We start from the raw sequence: 14,968 nt of genomic DNA, 5'->3' as shown, positions 1-14,968 counted from the left end.
TGCGACGCCGTCGCTGCGAAAACTTACGTCCCCGGACCGGAAGTGGTGTGTATGTCGATCCGGTCGGCCACTCGGAATCCGGTTCTCAGACGCACGTTCGCGGTCACGGTGGTCCTCGACGTGTTCCTCGTGCACGCCGGTTTTCGCTATATCCACCTCTACCTCTTCGGTTCGGTCTCCTACGGGGGACTCGCGCCGGTCGTTCCGTGGCTGGTCCTCGGTTCGTACGTCGGATCGCTCGCGCTACTCGCCGTCGTCGCGTCGAGACGGGCCGACCCGGCTCACGTGGCGGTCGGCGTCGGCCTGCTCCTCTTCGCCATCGAGCCGTTCACGATCCTGAACGGCGGCTGCGAAGTCGCCACCGGCGCGGAGCCGTCCTCTGCGCTGCCGGGCCTGATGCTGGACGGCTTGGCCGTCGTCGTTTCGACGCCGGGCGGCGCGTGCAGCGCGTCCCTCAACATCCCACTTATCACCGCTGGGGCGCTCTCGCTCGGTGGCGGCCTCTGGTTCGCGTCGGCGACCGACGCGTTCCTCGAGCGGCTGCTGTCGGTCGGCGGTTACCCGGACCCGGGTCGCGACTGAGCGACGGTTCCTGGCCGGTGGGCGGAGGACGACACGCGTTTATTCTCCCGTCCGATATCCCAGGTATGCACCCGCCGGGATCCGACGTCGTCGTCGTCCGCCACGGCGAAATCGGCGTCAAGAGCGACCAGGTCCGCCGCAAGATGGAGACCCGGCTCGCAGGCAACGTCAACTCGCTGCTCGCCGACCGCGACGTCGACGGCGAGGTCGACCGACACCGGAATCGGATCTTCGTCCACACCGACGAACCCGAGGCGGCGACTGCGGCCGCGACGGACGCCTTCGGCGTCGTCTCGGCGAGCCCCGCGGTGACGGTCGAACCGACGCTGGAAGCCATCGCGGACGCGCTCCGCGACGCGACCGAGGCCCACTACGACGGCGGGACCTTCGCCGTCAGCGCGCGCCGCGCGGGCGAGCAGGACGCCCACCCCTTCGCCAGCACCGACATCGAGTCCGAGGGCGGGAGCGCGGTCTGGGAGACCATCGAGTCAATGGGCAGCGAGGCCGAAGTGGACCTCGACGACCCGGACTTCGAACTGTTCGTCGAGTGCCGCGAGGACGAGGCCTACGTCTTCCTGGAGAAGCGCGACGGCCCGGGCGGGATGCCCCTCGGCACCCAGCGGCCCGTCGTGGCGATGGTCAGCGGTGGCATCGACTCGCCGGTCGCCGCCTGGCAGATGATGCGCCGGGGTTGCCCGATCGTTCCGGTGTACGTCGACCTGGGCGACTACGGCGGGCCCGACCACCAGGCGCGCGCGGCCGCGACCGTCGCCGACCTTGCCCGGTACGCCCCGAGCTACGACCTCGACCTCCGGATCGTTCCGGGCGGCGACGTCGTCGCGGAACTGGCCGAGCAGACGACGGACACCCGGATGCTCCACCTCCGCCGGTTCGTCGTCGCCGTGGGCGAGGCCGTCGCCCGCGAGACCGGCGCAGTGGGCGTCGTCACCGGCGAGGCCATCGGCCAGAAGTCGAGCCAGACGAGCGCGAACCTCGCGGTCACCGACGCGGCCGTCGAGTTACCGGTCCACCGTCCCTGCCTCACGATGGACAAGACCGAGGTCATCGAACAGGCGCGCGACATCGGGACCTACGAGGAGTCGACCATCGACGCGGGCTGCAACCGCGTGGCTCCCTCCTTCCCCGAGACGAACGCGGATCTGGAGACGGTCCGGGCCGTCGAGCCCGACGACCTCTTTTCGCGTGCGCGCGTCGTGGCCGGGGAAGCAGAAATCGTCCCCATCGACACCGAGTGACCGGGTGGAACGAAACCACTTTCCCGCCCGCGGGACTCACCTCGGACGATGACCCGGGTCTGTCTCGTCGGGACGGAGGACGCCAACCTCCGGTACGAACTCCTCTCGCGCGAGACGGCGCGAAACGCGCTCGCGACCTACGACCTCCGGGAACCGTTCGAGAACACGCTCACGCTGGAGACGGTGAGCCTCGGCGCCGCCGTCTCGCTGCTCAACGATCTGAACTGGTACCTCGTCCGCTTTACCGAGACGGCGTTCGTCCTCGAACCCTCGATCAGCGAGACGGAGTGGCTCTCGCGGGACCTGGCCGCCGCGGTCCGCGACGACGAGGTCGAGCCGGCCGAGACGGACCGATTCCTCCAGGTATACGGCATTGAGGAGAGTGACGAGGAGTTCGAATCTCCACCTCGGCTCGTCGAACCGATGCTCGTCACCCGGACCGGCGACACGATTCCGGAGTACGACCTGCGGGACGTGGACGACACGCTCGTCGTCCGAGTGACGCAGGCGGAGTTCGGCGCCTGAGAACGGGGATGCGGGTCTTCGAAGACGGTCACTATTCGCCGTCGAAGGCAGTCCCCAGCAGCGCGTCGTAGGCCGGCTCGTAGGCGTCGGCGATCGCTGCTGGGTCGTTCCGGTCGTCGCCGTCGAGCGCTGGTAACTGGACCGTCGCCGCCGACTCGACGAGGTCGACGACCGAGCCGACGCGCTCTTCGAGCTGGCCGGTTCCTGGACCGCCGGTGGCTACCTCGCAGGCCTTCGCGTAGCGGTCGCCGTCGTAGAGCCTCGCCAGCGTCGGTTCGACGACGGCGACGGCGTCCGGTGCCAGGTCGGCGAGCGGCCGCGCGACGTCGCCGTACGATTCGACGACGGCTCGCTGGCGCTCCTCGATTTCGCCTGACAGCGACTGGAGCGCCGGGACGTGCAAGCGGGCCATCGTGGCGTTGAATTCGTCGAGCGACGAGACGACGCGGGCGTCGTCCAGTGCGAGTCGCTCGCGGACCTGGTCGGGTAGCGAGACCGTTTCGTTGACGACGAATTCGTCGCCGACCCGGTCGACGAGGAACTCCCTGTCTTCGCTCCCGAGAATCCCGGCACCGCCGCCCGGTGACGGGTGCCACAGTCTGTGGATCGGGTTGATAGCTTCCGGCTGGAAGTCAGGCGGGCTCGCGCCGACGAGGCGCTTCGCGTCCTTGCCGTAGAGGCGACCGTCCGCGCTGGCCCGGTCCCAGTCGTCGTGGTCGTGCCAGTAGTCGTTGCCGGCGCGGGGCTTGTAGCCGACGGCGCCGGTGCGTTCGAGCAGGCCCACGGAGAACGTGGTCTTGCCGGCGTCGACCCGCTCGGACCCGGCGACGAGCAGCTTCATCTACGCGAGCCCGTAGTACCCCGGTTCGTCGTCGGCGGCCGGTTCCGCGAAGACGAACGCCTCCGCGTTGTTGAGCATCCACGGGATGGCCCAGTCCATCAGGACGTTCTCCGTCTCGACGTCGAGTTCGGCTTCGGGGTCGAGCCCCTGGAGGAGCCGCCCGATCTCGTAGATGGTGTACAGTTTGTCCTCGTCGAGCACTTCGTCGGGGTCGCGAAACTCCAGACTCCGCAGGTCGTCGAAGTCGGCTCTCGGTTTTGGCATACCAACCAGTTCGTCCCTCGACGCGTAAAACTCTCGAATCGACGAGGCGACGCGCTCCCCGTCACCGGGGCGAAAAAAGGTCGGAGATCAGCGACTCACTCGAAGTGGTCGAGGCACTTCTGGTACTCTTCGGCGGCCTTGTCCCACTCGACGACTTCGAAGAACGCGTCGATGAAGCTGCCGCGGTCCGGCCCGTAGTCGTAGTAGTAGGAGTGCTCCCAGACGTCGAGCGCGAGAATCGGGTGGGCGCCCCAGAGCGCGCCCTGGTCGTGTTTGTCGACGGCGACGTTGCGCAGCTGTTTGGCAACGGGGTCGTAGACGAGCAGCGCCCAGCCGCCGGCGGCGCCCGCGGCGGCCTCGAACTCGCCTTTCCAGCCCTCGTAGGAGCCGAAGTCCTCGGCGATGCGGTCCGCGAGATCGCCCTCGGGCTCGCCGCCGCCGTTGGGGGACATGTTCTCCCAGAACAGCGTGTGGAGATAGTGGCCACACCCGTTGTGGGTGACGTTGCCGAGCGCGCCGGCGGAGCCACCGAAGTCGCCCGACGAGCGGTTCTCGGCCAGGGTCTCCTCGGCGGCCTGCAGGCCGTTGACGTAGCCCTGGTGGTGCGTGTCGTGGTGCCAGGTCAGCACCTGCTCGGAGATGTGTGGTTCGAGCGCGTCGTAGTCGTACGGGAGCGGTGGCAGCTCAGGTTCGGATTCTTCTGGCATAATGTAAACCCTCCAACGCGAATCGTCGGCCGGACGCCTGTTAAACGTTTAGGAGCCGTACGGTAACTCCTAGCACTATCCGGCCGTGGCGCGGCCTCCGGCTCGTCGCCCGTCAGGAGTCCCCACGGGCGGCCTCGAACGCGGCGATGGCCTCCTCGCGGCGCTCTCCGTGGTCCACGATGGGGTCGGGGTACTCCGGCGCGACGTTTCGTCGCTGGGTCTGCGACAGGTCGGGCCACTCGTGAATCAGGTCTGAGTCGACGTCGCGCAGTTCGGGGACGTACTCCGTGATGTACTCGGCGTCGGGGTCGTAGCGCTCGCCCTGGGTCGTCGGGTTGAACACCCGGAAGTACGGCTGGGCGTCAGTGCCCGTCGAGGCTGCCCACTGCCAGCCGCCGACGTCGCTCGCCGCGTCGTGGTCGACGAGACGCTCGCGGAACCAGTCGTAGCCCCGCCGCCAGTCGACCAGGAGGTCCTTCGTCAGGAACGAGGCGACGACCATCCGGAGCCGGTTGTGTACGAACGCCTCTGCCCGGAGCTGTCGCATCCCGGCGTCGACGAATGGATAGCCCGTCTCGCCCGCCTTCCACGCCTCGAACTCCTCCGGGTCGTTCCGCCAGTCGATCGGATTCTCGTAGTCCTTGAAGTTCTGCGAGACGGTCTCCGGGTTCGCCGCCAGCACCTGGAAGTAGAACTCACGCCAGGCCAGCTCGGACTGGAACGTCTCGATCGATTCGACCTGCTCATCGGTCGCGCCGTCTTTCGCAGACTCTTTTGCAGCCTCGGTCGCCGCGTACACCTCGCGAATCCCGAGGGTCCCGAACTTCAGGTGGGGAGAGAGCCGGGACGTATTCTCCGTCGCGGGAACGTCCCGCAGGTCCTCGTACTCGTAGATCGGCCCGTCGCAGAACGCCGCCAGTCGCTCGCGCGCGGCGGCCGGGTCAGCCGTCGGAATTTGGGCCGCTGGCTCGTCGAAGCCCAGTGCCTCCAGTGACGGGAGTGGGTTCCCACTCACGTCGGCGAGCGTCGACGACGTTGGCGGTTCGTAGGGGTCGTCTTTCGGCCGGTCCTGCCACTTCCGTCCGTAGTAGGTGAACACCGAGTACGGCTCGCCGTCGTTCGTCGTGATCGACCCCGGTTCGTGGAGGACGCTGTCGGTGACGACGCGTCGGTCCACGTCCACCTCGTCGAGCGCCAGGCGGACGCGCGCGTCGCGCTCCTTCGCCAGCCCGGAGTAGTCCTCGCCCCAGGTGACGACGCTCGCGCCGTGGCGCTCGGCCAGGTCCGGCAGGACGTCTGCCGGGTCCCCGCGGGCGACGACCAGATCGCTCCCCCGTTCACGGTACCACGCGCGCAGCGAGTCCAGCGCGTCGAGCATGAAGGCGACCCGCGGTGGCGCGGCGTGCGCGAGGACGGCCTCGTCGAAGACGAACACTGGAACGACGGGGCCGTCGTCCTCCGCTGGGGCCGCAGCCGCTGCGAGGCCGGCGTTGTCGACCGCGCGCAGGTCGCGACGGTGCCAGTGGATCTGCACACCGAATCTACGGTCGGGGCCCTCCCTCAAACTGTCCCTTCGTGGCCAGACGGCCCGCTGCCAGCCCTCCGCTGCCCACACGACTTTGCCGCTCGCGTTCGTCGGGCCGCTATGGCTTCAGACCTCGTGGTGCTCGACGTCTCGGACGGCGTCGCGCGGGTGACGCTGAACCGGCCAGACGCTCGCAACGCAATCTCCGCCGCACTCGCCGACGAGATCGTCGCGGCCTTCGATACCATCGCCGACAGTGACGCCCGGTGCGTCGTCCTGGAGGGGGCCGGCCCGTCGTTCTGTGCGGGCGGTGACGTCCAGGCCATGCTGGACGGCATCGAGGGAGACGTCCCGGCGGCCCAGCGAGTCGACCTGGTCATTCGATCGGTGAACCGCGCCGTCGGTCGCGTCTACGAGTGTTCGCTCCCGACGGTCGCCAAGATAGACGGGCCGGCCTTCGGCGCGGGCGCCGGGCTGGCCATCGCCTGCGACGTCCAGCTGGCCAGTCCCGCGGCCAAGATCAGCTTCGGGTTCCGGCGCGTCGGCCTCGCGCTGGACTCGGGTGTCTCCTTCCTGCTCCCCCGACTCGTCGGGCTCAACACGGCCAAGGAGCTGGTTTTCACCGGCGAACTCGTGTCCGCCGACCGCGCCCGCGAACTCGGTATCTTCACGCGCGTGTTCGAGTCCGACTCCTTCGAGGAGGGCGTGGCGAACCTGGTCGAGACGATCGCGACGGGGCCGACCGTCGCGCTCACCGCGTCGAAGCGGCTGTTGAACCAGCGTCCCGACTCCTTCGAGAGCGCGTCGGGCTCGGAAGCGATGGCTCAGGGCGTCGCGTTCGGTACTCGCGACCACGCCGAGGGGGCCGCTGCGTTCGTCGAAGGCCGGTCGCCCCAGTTCGAGGGGCGGTGAGGTCGCGAAAAGTTCGATCACTGGGGATCGATATCAACGCGGGAGAGAGTCGAAAGAAAGAGGTTTACTCAGTCCAGAGCAACATTCATGTCCACTGACGCTTGTCCCGACTGGGAGTTCAAAGAACGCGACGTGCTCATCCTCAGCGAACTCTCCGACGACCCGCAACTGTCCTCGCGTGAACTCGCGACGATACTCGAGGAGGAACACGACATCTGCGTCTCGCACGTCACCGTGAGCGAGTCCATCCGGAAGATGCGCGAAGAGGGCGTCTTCCGGGAGACTATCGTGCCCAACGAGGCGTACTTCAACTTCGCGCTCTTCGAGTTCAAGTTCAATCCGGCCCACTTCGCCGAGGGCTGGAACGACGCGATGAACGCCATCCGGCACGACCGCCACACGCTCCTGTACTTCCTCTCGGACGGGGAGTACCAGTGGAAGTCGGTGATGATGTTCCCCAGCCGGAAAGCCGAGTCGCGCTGGATTCACGACTTCTACAAGGACCACGGCGACGTCATCGACAACGTGCGCAACTCCGTGGTCCACAACGTCCTCAAGTTCCGGACGGACCCCGAGATGTTCACCGAGCTAGAACAGTAACGCGACGGAGCGGTCGGTCAGATGCGGCTCTCGGCGTCCTCGGCGAGTTCCTTCATTCGCTTGCCGACGCGGCCGGCGTCGGAGAACTCGTCCTCGCTCATCGCCGTCGCCAGCGAGTTCCCGAGCACGAAGACGGCGTGTTTGTGTTCGCTCTTCGATTTGTGTACGTCCGAGGGCTCGACGTCGAGTTCCTGGTAGGCGTCGAACAGCTCCGGGTCGACGCTGTCCATCTCGTCGCGGAAGAAACGCATGATGTACACCATCTGTTCGTGTAGCTCGAGGAGTTCGTCTTTGTGCATTTGACAGTACTAGCCGGCGCAAACAGCATAAGAATTGCTTGATAACGCGTCACAGGCGGGTCCACGGGCCAGACGGGCCGAGACTGCCTAGAACACGTATTCGTCGTCGTGACCCATCATGCCGTCGTCCTCGAGACCTGGTTCTTCCTCGTCGTCCATGGGCCCGCTGGTCTTGTACGCCTTCAGCCCGGTCGAGAGCAGGTCTTCGATCGCTTCCTCGCGGTTGAGAAACTCGCCTTCTTCGACGAGCTGGGCGATCTGCATCTCGAGGTGTTCCGGGATTGTAATCTCTACCTTGGGCATCGCACTGTACGTCGGTTCGACAGAGGTTTATTTAAATCTGACGGGGGAAGTTGGGGATGGTGCGAAAGAGAGCTACTGATACACCCGTTTTACTTTCCAAACTCCAAGAGTTTATTCGAACTCAATTAAAAACAACTGAATTACGCTCCGTTCGGTGCTCCCCATCGACCGACGGCGGTAGGACCGCTCTGGACGAGGGCTCTCGTCACCGCGTAGACGTGTTCGGCGCGTGAGGCTAACCGTATAGTTAGGCTCAAAGGCCCCCGGACCTAACTCGCCTGCGATGGATGTACCTCGCGGTGACGAGGCGACGGTTCGGACAGTCGACGCGCCGGTCGTCACGCGCGGCTGTTCGGTGTCGAAACCGCCGACGAGGGCCTTTCTGGCGACGAACGACCGTCCACGGTTCGTCTGGCAGACCCCGACCGAGTCCGTGGCTGTCAGGGGAGCGACGGCGACGGTGACCGGCGACGGCTCGGACCGGTTCGCCGAGGTGCGCGCCGACGGTGCCCGCCTGCTCGAATCCTGTTCTGTCCCGGATGGCATCCCGAGCGCCGCGCGGCCCCGGCTGTTCGGCGGCTTCGCCTTCCACGACGACGGACAGGCCGGGCCCTGGGACGGGTTCGGCGACGCGCGGTTCGTGCTCCCCGAGGTTCAGCTGACCGCCGACGGCGACGACTGGTGGCTCACGGTGACGGCCGCCGGTCCGGGCGCTGCCGAGGAGGCAGATTCGAAACTCGGCGTCTGGCGCGACCGGCTCGCCGACGAGACCAACCCCGAGCCGGCCGGCCCGCCACGCGTCGCCGACCGGACCCGCACACCCTCGCGAAACGGGTGGCGCGAACAGGTGGAGGCGGCACTGCAGAGCGTCTCCGAGGGTGCCCTGGAGAAGGTCGTCCTCGCCCAGGCGATGACCCTCTCGCTCTCGAACCAGCTCTCTGTACCGGACGCCCTCGAACGACTCGGCCGGACGTATCCGGACTGCTACCGGTTCGCTTTCTCGCCCACCGAGGACGCCACGTTCTTCGGCGCGACGCCGGAACGGCTCGTCTCGCTCACCGGCCGGACGGTCAGCACGGAGGCGCTCGCGGGATCGACCGGACGCGGTGACACGCCGGCCGAGGACGAGTGGCTGGCGACGGAACTCCTCGAGAGCGAGAAGGACAGATACGAACACGAGGTCGTCGCCGACGCGGTCCGCGAGCAACTGGAGCCGTTCGCCTCCTCGGTCGGTACTGGTGACCGGAGCATCCGACGTCTGGCCACCGTCCAGCACCTCCGGACGCCGATCACGGCCGAACTCGCCGAGGACGAACACGTCCTCTCGCTCGTCGAGGCGCTCCACCCGACGCCCGCGGTCGGCGGCCTCCCGCCGGACGCCGCCCTGGAGACTATCCGCGAGACGGAGACGTTCGACCGGGGCTGGTACGCCGCGCCAGTCGGCTGGTTCGACGCCTCGGGCAACGGGACCTTCGCCGTCGCGATCCGGTCCGCGCTCGCACGCGGGGACGCCGCGACGGTGTTCGCCGGCGCGGGCATCGTCGCCGACAGTGACCCCGACCGGGAGTGGGACGAGGTACAGCTCAAGTACCGGCCGATGCTGGACGAACTCGAATGACTGCACCGAACCTGGCGACGCTGTGGGGCGAGACGATCGTCGACGAGCTCGCCGCGAGCGGTCTCGACGCAGTCTGTGTCGCGCCCGGCAGTCGCTCGACGCCGCTGACGGTCGCCTTCGCCGACCACCCCGACGTCAGGGTCTTCTCGCACCTCGACGAGCGCTCGGCGGCCTTCTTCGCGCTCGGTCGCTCCCGGAAGACCGGTGAGCCGACCGCACTGGTCTGTACCTCCGGCACCGCGGCCGCGAACTTCCACCCGGCGGTCATCGAGGCCGACCGCTCGCGCGTTCCGCTGGTCGTACTGACGGCGGACCGACCAGCCGAACTGCGCGACAGCGGGGCGAACCAGACCGTCGACCAGACGAAGCTGTACGGCGACGCGGTCAGGTCGTACCGGTGTCTCCCGGAGCCAGCAGCGGAGGACCGCCGTCTGCGTTCCCTGCGGACGACCGTCTGCCGTGCCCTCGCGACGTCGACCGGGACGCCGCCGGGGCCCGTCCACCTCAACGTCCCCGTCGCGAAACCGCTGGAACCGACCGACACGCCCGATGGCGTCGGTTCGATTCCCGAGTCGTTCGCAGCGTCCGACTCACTGGGGGTCACCGGCCGCGACGGCCCGTTCGTCGCGACGTCGCAGGGCCAGCTACGGCTGAGCGACAGGGAGCTGGCCCGCGTCGCGAGCGAGATAGACGACGCCGACCGCGGGCTAATCGTCGCGGGACCGTCGAACCGACCGACGCCCGCGCGTGAGGCTCTCGCGACGCTCGCCGGGGCGACTGGCTTTCCCGTGCTCGCGGACCCGCTCTCGGGCGTCAGATTTGGTGACCACGTGTCCGACGTCACCGTCTGCGGCGGGTACGACTCCTACCTCGACGCCGCGGGCGACTGGCCGGATCCTGACGCAGTCATCCGGTTCGGCGCCTCGCCCACGTCGAAGACGTTGCGGCGTTACCTGCGCGACGCCGACGCGCGGCAGTTCGTCGTCGATCCGGCGGGCGCGTGGCGCGAAGCCGCGTTCACCGCGACGGATCTCGTGACCGCGGACCCCACCGGCTTCGCCGGGGGACTCGCTGCTCGCGTCGCCGCCGATGACGGCACCGAGACGGACTGGACCAAGCGATTCGCCCGCGCTGAGCGGTCGTACTGGGACCTGGTCGGCCCAGAACTCGACGGGACGCTGTTCGAAGGAAGCGTCGCCGGACGTGTCGTCGAGGCCCTCCCGGACCCGGCGACGCTCTACGTCTCAAACAGCATGCCCGTCCGGGACGTGGACCGGTTCGGTCGCCCGCGAACGGCGGACCTTTCGATACTGGGCAACCGGGGGGCCAGCGGCATCGACGGCATCACGTCGAGTGCGCTCGGCGCCGCCAGCGGAACCGATGATCCGCTCGTCCTGCTCCTCGGTGACCTGGCGTACTACCACGACATGAATGGCCTGCTCGCCGTCGCGCGCTGTGCCGTCGACGCCACCGTCGTCCTCGTCAACAACGACGGCGGCGGCATCTTCCACAAGCTTCCCATCGAGTCCTTCGACCCGCCCTTTACCGACCAGTTCAAGACGCCCCACGGGCTGGACTTCGAGTCGACCGGCGACCTGTACGACGTCGGGTTCGAACGCGTCGCGGACGGCGACGCGCTCGTCGACGCGGTCTCGTCGTCCGTCGGTTCGGCCGGAACGCAGGTCATCGAGGTGACAACGGACGCGGCGGAGAGCCATCGGCACCGGGAGCGATTGCACGAGCGCGTCTGCGAAGCGTTCTGATCGGCGATCGGTCGAGTTCTGCGGTCAGGGCCGGACGAGTACCAGCGTCGCGACGGAGAGTCCGAGCGGCAGCCACGTCCCGGTGAGGGCAGCGATGCCGACGAGGCCGGTCAGTGGGACGCCAACGGCGGCGAAGGCGACGGGCGTCAGCAGACTCCAGCTTCCGAAGACCATGACCCCGACTTCGGGCTGGGACTGGAGGTACCCAACCAGAAAGACCGTACAGAACCCGACGATGACGTTGACGAGGAGCGGGAACGGCGGGAACAGCGCGCTGAACAGCATCAGCGGATAGAGGACCATCGAGACGGCCAGGAGGGTCATCGACTTCCCGGTGGGGACCATCCGGCGTCGGCGGCCGGTGTCGTACCGCTGGCGGACGCTGAAGCCGCCGCTCCCGTTCCAGGACCGCGCTGCTTCCCCGACGCCACCCACACTCACGGCGTCGGCGGTGGTCGAACCGCCATCTGTCGTCGCCGTGGCCTGTGACGTCGCGTCTCGTGTGGCCCTGTCCTGCGACGACGTGTCCCGGGTCGTCCTGTTCTGCGACGAGCCGTCACCGGTCCGGTCGGCCTCACGGTCGACGCGCTCCCTGGCCGCACGCTCCCGTCGCCGTCGATCACGGGCCCGTCGTCTCCGGTCAGCGCCCGAGCGACCCGCTCGGTCCCGGTGGTCGTCGGTGGCCGAACGCGACGATGTCGATTCGTTCTCCGTCCCGTCTCCCCAGCCCGCGCGCCGGGCGGCGGTCGCCGCGTCACTGACGTCCTCGTCGTCCACGGGCGAGGCGTCGTCGCCGACGTACGCCTCGTGGCCCACCTCGTCGTAGCGCTCGCGCTCGGACTCGTCGGTGAGGACGTCCCGGGCGCGGATGATCCGCCGCGTCGCCTCGTTCGCGTCCTCGTCGTCGTTCAGGTCGGGATGGGACTCCTTCAGCCGTTCGCGATAGGCGGCCCTGATCCGGTCCGTCGAGGCGTCGGGCGGGACGCCGAGTACGTCGTAGAACGTCTGGGTCATGGAGGGCCTGTTGCCCCGAACTGCACGCGACTGGCTAATAAAGCCTCGTCGCCGATTATCACCGCCGTTACTCACGGCGCTGCTCGGCGATGGCTTCGAGAGCCGTCGCGATGCGGTCGAGCAGCTGGAGGAGGACGAAGAACAGGTACACCAGTCCGAGCACGAGGACGACGAAGACGCCGAGGAGTATCTGCTGGACGATGACGATGCTGTACGCCACGACGAGAACCGCCAGTATCCCGAGCGTGAGGAGCAGGCGTTCGTGGTCTATCTGGGGCGGCACGGCAGTCAGGTGACCCGACCGGAAACAGTAGTTTTCGACCGCCACGGGAACCTATTTGGGGCGGCCCGACCCAGCACCGACATGGTTTCGGACGTATTCGACCCCGACCGCTGGGAACCGATCGACCGGTTCGACTTCTCGGATATCACCTACCACCGGGCCGACGACGTCGGCGCGGTCCGAATCGCCTTCGACCGGCCGGCGGTCCGCAACGCCTTCCGCCCGGAGACGGTCGACGAACTGTCGACCGCGCTGGACCACGCCAAGCGACTCACCGACGTGGGCTGCGTGCTCCTCACTGGAAACGGCCCGTCGCCGAAGGACGGTGGCTGGGCCTTCTGTGCTGGCGGGGACCAGTCGATGCGCGGCGACTCCGGGTACGAGTACGATTCCGAGGCGGATGTCGGCGCGGACGACGCCGTCGGACGCGACGCGTCCGAGGACCCCTCACTCGACGAATCCCGCGAGGACGCACCCGAGAACGTCGGCCGCCTCCACATTCTCGAAGTCCAGCGCCAGATCCGACACATCCCCAAGCCCGTCGTCGCCGTGGTGCCGGGCTGGGCCGTCGGTGGTGGCCACAGCCTCCACGTCGTCTGTGACCTCACCCTCGCGAGCGCCGAGCACGCGAAGTTCCTCCAGACGGACCCGGACGTCGCTTCCTTCGACGGCGGCTTCGGCTCGGCGTACCTCGCTCGCCAGATCGGTCAGAAGAAGGCTCGCGAGGTGTTTTTCCTCGGGAAGACCTACGACGCCCAGGAGGCCGCGGACATGGGCATGGTCAACGAGGCCGTCCCCCACGAGGAACTGGAGGAGACGGCCCTGGAGTGGGCCGAAGCGATCGACCGCAAGTCACCGACGGCGATTCGCATGCTCAAGTACGCCTTCAACCTCGACTCCGACGGGATGGTGGGCCAGCAGGTGTTCGCCGGCGAGGCGACGCGGCTGGCGTACATGACCGACGAGGCGAAAGAGGGTCGCGACGCCTTCAACGAGGGGCGCGAGCCGGACTTCGACGACGTGCCCTGGCATTACTGAGCGTCACTGTCTTCGTCTCCGGAACCGCCGCCAGTGCCGTCGGCCCGCGCTTCGCGGACCGGCCTGGTCCGCTCTTCCCACCGTTCGAAGGCGTCCATGACCGGGCTGGCTGTGACCCCGTGAATGAGGACCGAGGCGAGGACGACGAAGCCCAGCAGCGCCCAGAGGCGCTCGGCGGCGATGACGAGTTCCAGTTCGGTGAACGACGCCTCGTTCAGCGCGTGCGAGAGGTAGTAGAACGACCCGATGCCGCGGATGCCGAAGGAAGCGACGATCGCCCGCGAGGGCCAGGAGAGGCCGGAACCGAGCAGGCCGATCATCCCTGCCGCTGGCCGGACGACGAGCAGCAGGGCGAGGCCGATGCCGACTTCAGTCACCGTGAGCGGGGCGAGCAATCCGCCCGCGAGCGCGCCGCCGAACAGCACGAGGACGACCGCCATCAGCAGGCGCTCGACCATCACGGCGAACTCGTCGAGAGTGCGGTAGTAGTCGTGTTCCCACTCGAACTTGCGGACCACGAGCGCACCGACGAACACGGCGAGGAAGCCGTATCCACCCACTATCTCCGTCGCGCCGTAGATGAACAGCGTGCCGGAGAGGGCTTCGGCGCCGGCGAGCGCCTCCGATACCTTCGAGGAGGCCGGCAGTCGAAAGATGACCAGCCCGCCAGCGTATCCCAGAACGATGCCAGCGAGCACGCCGACGACTATCTTGTAGAGGACGTAGTAGAGGGTCCACTCTCCCACCCAGGCGAGCGTCGCCGGAGCAGCCGCGGCCGCCAGGACGATAGCGAGGTTCGTGAACGGGAACGCCAGCCCGTCGTTGAGCCCCGCTTCGGAGGTGAGCGCGAACCTGACGGAGTGTTCCTGCTGGACGTCGGGTTCCTCCTCCACCTCGGAGAGCGGCGGGCCGGCCTCGATGTCCGACGCCAGGACTGGGTCAGTCGGCGCGACGACTGCTCCGAGGAGCATCGCCGTCGCGACGTGGAGCCCGAGGACCCACCACCCCAGGAACACGGCGGCGCCGATGGTCAGCGGCATCGTGATTCCCAGGAGCCGCCACGTCGTTCCCCACCCGCGCCAGGAGAACGGCCGGTCTATCTTCAGGCCGGCCCCCATCAGCGAGACGATGACGACGAGTTCGGTGAGGTGTTCGACGACGACGGAGTTCTCTACCATGTCCGGCGGCCCGACACCGTGTGGGATCGCGAAGAGGACGAAGCCGGCGCCGACGTAGATGATCGGGAGGGACATCGGCCGGTGCATGAGCAACCGTGGTAACACCACGGCGGCGAAGATGGCGAGACCGAAGATGACGAAGGCGACGTGGTACGTCTCGACCATGCGTCAGTCGGGTACGAACGCGTCCGGTGTAACCACTCGGCTTGCTGATGTATCTGGCACGCCCCTGGCAAGTATCCTGTAATCCATCCGAGTCG

Annotated in this window: 17 protein-coding genes; 8 read left to right on the top strand and 9 right to left on the bottom strand. The window is 67.8% G+C overall.

Annotated features, from left to right (window positions below; all coding sequences use genetic code 11):
* The first annotated feature begins 51 nt into the window (after positions 1-51).
* The 3 genes from BM337_RS15540 to BM337_RS15530 all read left to right on the top strand — a co-directional run bounded on the left by BM337_RS15540 (position 52) and on the right by BM337_RS15530 (position 2,363).
* Positions 52-582, top strand: coding sequence for a hypothetical protein (locus BM337_RS15540; protein ID WP_089817565.1), 531 nt, complete (start codon positions 52-54; stop codon positions 580-582).
* 65 nt (positions 583-647) lie between these two features.
* Complete coding sequence (locus BM337_RS15535; RefSeq protein ID WP_089817563.1) at positions 648-1,838, top strand: tRNA sulfurtransferase; 1,191 nt, start codon at positions 648-650, stop codon at positions 1,836-1,838.
* A gap of 48 nt (positions 1,839-1,886) precedes the next feature.
* Positions 1,887-2,363 (top strand): DUF5804 family protein, encoded by a 477-nt coding sequence (locus BM337_RS15530; protein WP_089817561.1) that lies wholly within the window; start codon positions 1,887-1,889, stop codon positions 2,361-2,363.
* A gap of 31 nt (positions 2,364-2,394) precedes the next feature.
* Here the strand turns inward: BM337_RS15530 and BM337_RS15525 are convergent, their stop codons facing one another.
* The 4 genes from BM337_RS15525 to BM337_RS15510 form a co-directional block, all read right to left on the bottom strand.
* Positions 2,395-3,204 carry an ATPase gene (locus BM337_RS15525; RefSeq protein ID WP_089817559.1) on the bottom strand — a complete coding sequence of 270 codons (810 nt, stop codon included), beginning with the start codon at positions 3,202-3,204 and terminating at the stop codon, positions 2,395-2,397.
* Positions 3,205-3,468, bottom strand: coding sequence for a DUF5827 family protein (locus BM337_RS15520; protein ID WP_089817557.1), 264 nt, complete (start codon positions 3,466-3,468; stop codon positions 3,205-3,207). It abuts the gene before it with no gap.
* A 95-nt stretch (positions 3,469-3,563) separates the two neighbouring features.
* The gene (sod, locus tag BM337_RS15515) at positions 3,564-4,175 is read right to left on the bottom strand and encodes a superoxide dismutase (RefSeq protein ID WP_089817555.1); all 612 of its coding nucleotides are present in this window, start codon (positions 4,173-4,175) and stop codon (positions 3,564-3,566) included.
* A gap of 112 nt (positions 4,176-4,287) precedes the next feature.
* Positions 4,288-5,709: a cryptochrome/photolyase family protein gene (locus BM337_RS15510; RefSeq protein WP_089817553.1), complete on the bottom strand. Its 1,422-nt coding sequence runs from the start codon at positions 5,707-5,709 to the stop codon at positions 4,288-4,290.
* A 111-nt stretch (positions 5,710-5,820) separates the two neighbouring features.
* Between BM337_RS15510 and BM337_RS15505 the strand changes: the two genes are divergently transcribed.
* Both BM337_RS15505 and BM337_RS15500 read left to right on the top strand, forming a co-directional pair.
* Entirely contained in the window at positions 5,821-6,612 is a 792-nt protein-coding gene (locus BM337_RS15505; protein ID WP_089817551.1) for an enoyl-CoA hydratase/isomerase family protein, read from the top strand.
* Positions 6,613-6,699: 87 nt separating this feature from the next.
* Positions 6,700-7,212, top strand: a complete 513-nt coding sequence (locus BM337_RS15500) for an Lrp/AsnC family transcriptional regulator (protein ID WP_089817550.1) — start codon at positions 6,700-6,702, stop codon at positions 7,210-7,212.
* 17 nt (positions 7,213-7,229) lie between these two features.
* On the opposite strand, the gene BM337_RS15495 is transcribed toward BM337_RS15500, so the two are convergent.
* Both BM337_RS15495 and BM337_RS15490 read right to left on the bottom strand, forming a co-directional pair.
* On the bottom strand, positions 7,230-7,511 hold the full coding sequence (locus BM337_RS15495) for a UPF0058 family protein (RefSeq protein WP_089817549.1): 282 nt from the start codon (positions 7,509-7,511) through the stop codon (positions 7,230-7,232).
* 87 nt (positions 7,512-7,598) lie between these two features.
* Entirely contained in the window at positions 7,599-7,814 is a 216-nt protein-coding gene (locus BM337_RS15490; RefSeq protein WP_089817548.1) for a ribbon-helix-helix domain-containing protein, read from the bottom strand.
* Positions 7,815-8,097: 283 nt separating this feature from the next.
* On the opposite strand from BM337_RS15490, the gene BM337_RS15485 reads away from it, so the two are divergent.
* Positions 8,098-9,432 carry an isochorismate synthase gene (locus BM337_RS15485; protein ID WP_089817547.1) on the top strand — a complete coding sequence of 445 codons (1,335 nt, stop codon included), beginning with the start codon at positions 8,098-8,100 and terminating at the stop codon, positions 9,430-9,432.
* Complete coding sequence (gene menD, locus BM337_RS15480; RefSeq protein WP_089817546.1) at positions 9,429-11,195, top strand: 2-succinyl-5-enolpyruvyl-6-hydroxy-3-cyclohexene-1-carboxylic-acid synthase; 1,767 nt, start codon at positions 9,429-9,431, stop codon at positions 11,193-11,195. The genes BM337_RS15485 and menD overlap by 4 nt, the downstream gene beginning before the upstream one ends.
* 24 nt (positions 11,196-11,219) lie before the next feature.
* Here menD and BM337_RS15475 read toward each other — a convergent pair whose 3' ends face one another.
* Positions 11,220-12,209 carry a J domain-containing protein gene (locus BM337_RS15475; protein ID WP_089817545.1) on the bottom strand — a complete coding sequence of 330 codons (990 nt, stop codon included), beginning with the start codon at positions 12,207-12,209 and terminating at the stop codon, positions 11,220-11,222.
* 67 nt (positions 12,210-12,276) lie between these two features.
* Positions 12,277-12,492 (bottom strand): DUF8066 domain-containing protein, encoded by a 216-nt coding sequence (locus BM337_RS15470; RefSeq protein ID WP_089817544.1) that lies wholly within the window; start codon positions 12,490-12,492, stop codon positions 12,277-12,279.
* An 81-nt stretch (positions 12,493-12,573) separates the two neighbouring features.
* Between BM337_RS15470 and BM337_RS15465 the strand changes: the two genes are divergently transcribed.
* Positions 12,574-13,530 (top strand): 1,4-dihydroxy-2-naphthoyl-CoA synthase, encoded by a 957-nt coding sequence (locus tag BM337_RS15465; RefSeq protein WP_089817543.1) that lies wholly within the window; start codon positions 12,574-12,576, stop codon positions 13,528-13,530.
* Here the strand turns inward: BM337_RS15465 and BM337_RS15460 are convergent.
* The gene (locus tag BM337_RS15460) at positions 13,524-14,873 is read right to left on the bottom strand and encodes a cation:proton antiporter (protein ID WP_089817542.1); all 1,350 of its coding nucleotides are present in this window, start codon (positions 14,871-14,873) and stop codon (positions 13,524-13,526) included. The two genes, BM337_RS15465 and BM337_RS15460, sit on opposite strands and share 7 nt — an antisense overlap.
* Between the last annotated feature and the right edge of the window lie 95 nt (positions 14,874-14,968).

The organism is Halomicrobium zhouii (genome assembly GCF_900114435.1).
GTDB classification, from domain to species: Archaea; Halobacteriota; Halobacteria; order Halobacteriales; family Haloarculaceae; genus Halomicrobium; species Halomicrobium zhouii.
This window is presented reverse-complemented; position numbering and strand designations above follow the sequence as displayed.

Bases quoted from the DNA above. Each gene is read 5' to 3' on its own strand.
- BM337_RS15490 (WP_089817548.1), bottom strand. From the start codon at position 7,814: ATGCCCAAGGTAGAGATTACAATCCCGGAACACCTCGAGATGCAGATC.
- BM337_RS15475 (WP_089817545.1), bottom strand. From the start codon at position 12,209: ATGACCCAGACGTTCTACGACGTACTCGGCGTCCCGCCCGACGCCTCG.
- menD (WP_089817546.1), top strand. From the start codon at position 9,429: ATGACTGCACCGAACCTGGCGACGCTGTGGGGCGAGACGATCGTCGAC.
- BM337_RS15525 (WP_089817559.1), bottom strand. From the start codon at position 3,204: ATGAAGCTGCTCGTCGCCGGGTCCGAGCGGGTCGACGCCGGCAAGACC.
- BM337_RS15465 (WP_089817543.1), top strand. From the start codon at position 12,574: ATGGTTTCGGACGTATTCGACCCCGACCGCTGGGAACCGATCGACCGG.
- BM337_RS15505 (WP_089817551.1), top strand. From the start codon at position 5,821: ATGGCTTCAGACCTCGTGGTGCTCGACGTCTCGGACGGCGTCGCGCGG.
- BM337_RS15485 (WP_089817547.1), top strand. From the start codon at position 8,098: ATGGATGTACCTCGCGGTGACGAGGCGACGGTTCGGACAGTCGACGCG.
- BM337_RS15520 (WP_089817557.1), bottom strand. From the start codon at position 3,468: ATGCCAAAACCGAGAGCCGACTTCGACGACCTGCGGAGTCTGGAGTTT.
- BM337_RS15500 (WP_089817550.1), top strand. From the start codon at position 6,700: ATGTCCACTGACGCTTGTCCCGACTGGGAGTTCAAAGAACGCGACGTG.
- sod (WP_089817555.1), bottom strand. From the start codon at position 4,175: ATGCCAGAAGAATCCGAACCTGAGCTGCCACCGCTCCCGTACGACTAC.
- BM337_RS15540 (WP_089817565.1), top strand. From the start codon at position 52: ATGTCGATCCGGTCGGCCACTCGGAATCCGGTTCTCAGACGCACGTTC.
- BM337_RS15460 (WP_089817542.1), bottom strand. From the start codon at position 14,873: ATGGTCGAGACGTACCACGTCGCCTTCGTCATCTTCGGTCTCGCCATC.
- BM337_RS15530 (WP_089817561.1), top strand. From the start codon at position 1,887: ATGACCCGGGTCTGTCTCGTCGGGACGGAGGACGCCAACCTCCGGTAC.
- BM337_RS15495 (WP_089817549.1), bottom strand. From the start codon at position 7,511: ATGCACAAAGACGAACTCCTCGAGCTACACGAACAGATGGTGTACATC.
- BM337_RS15535 (WP_089817563.1), top strand. From the start codon at position 648: ATGCACCCGCCGGGATCCGACGTCGTCGTCGTCCGCCACGGCGAAATC.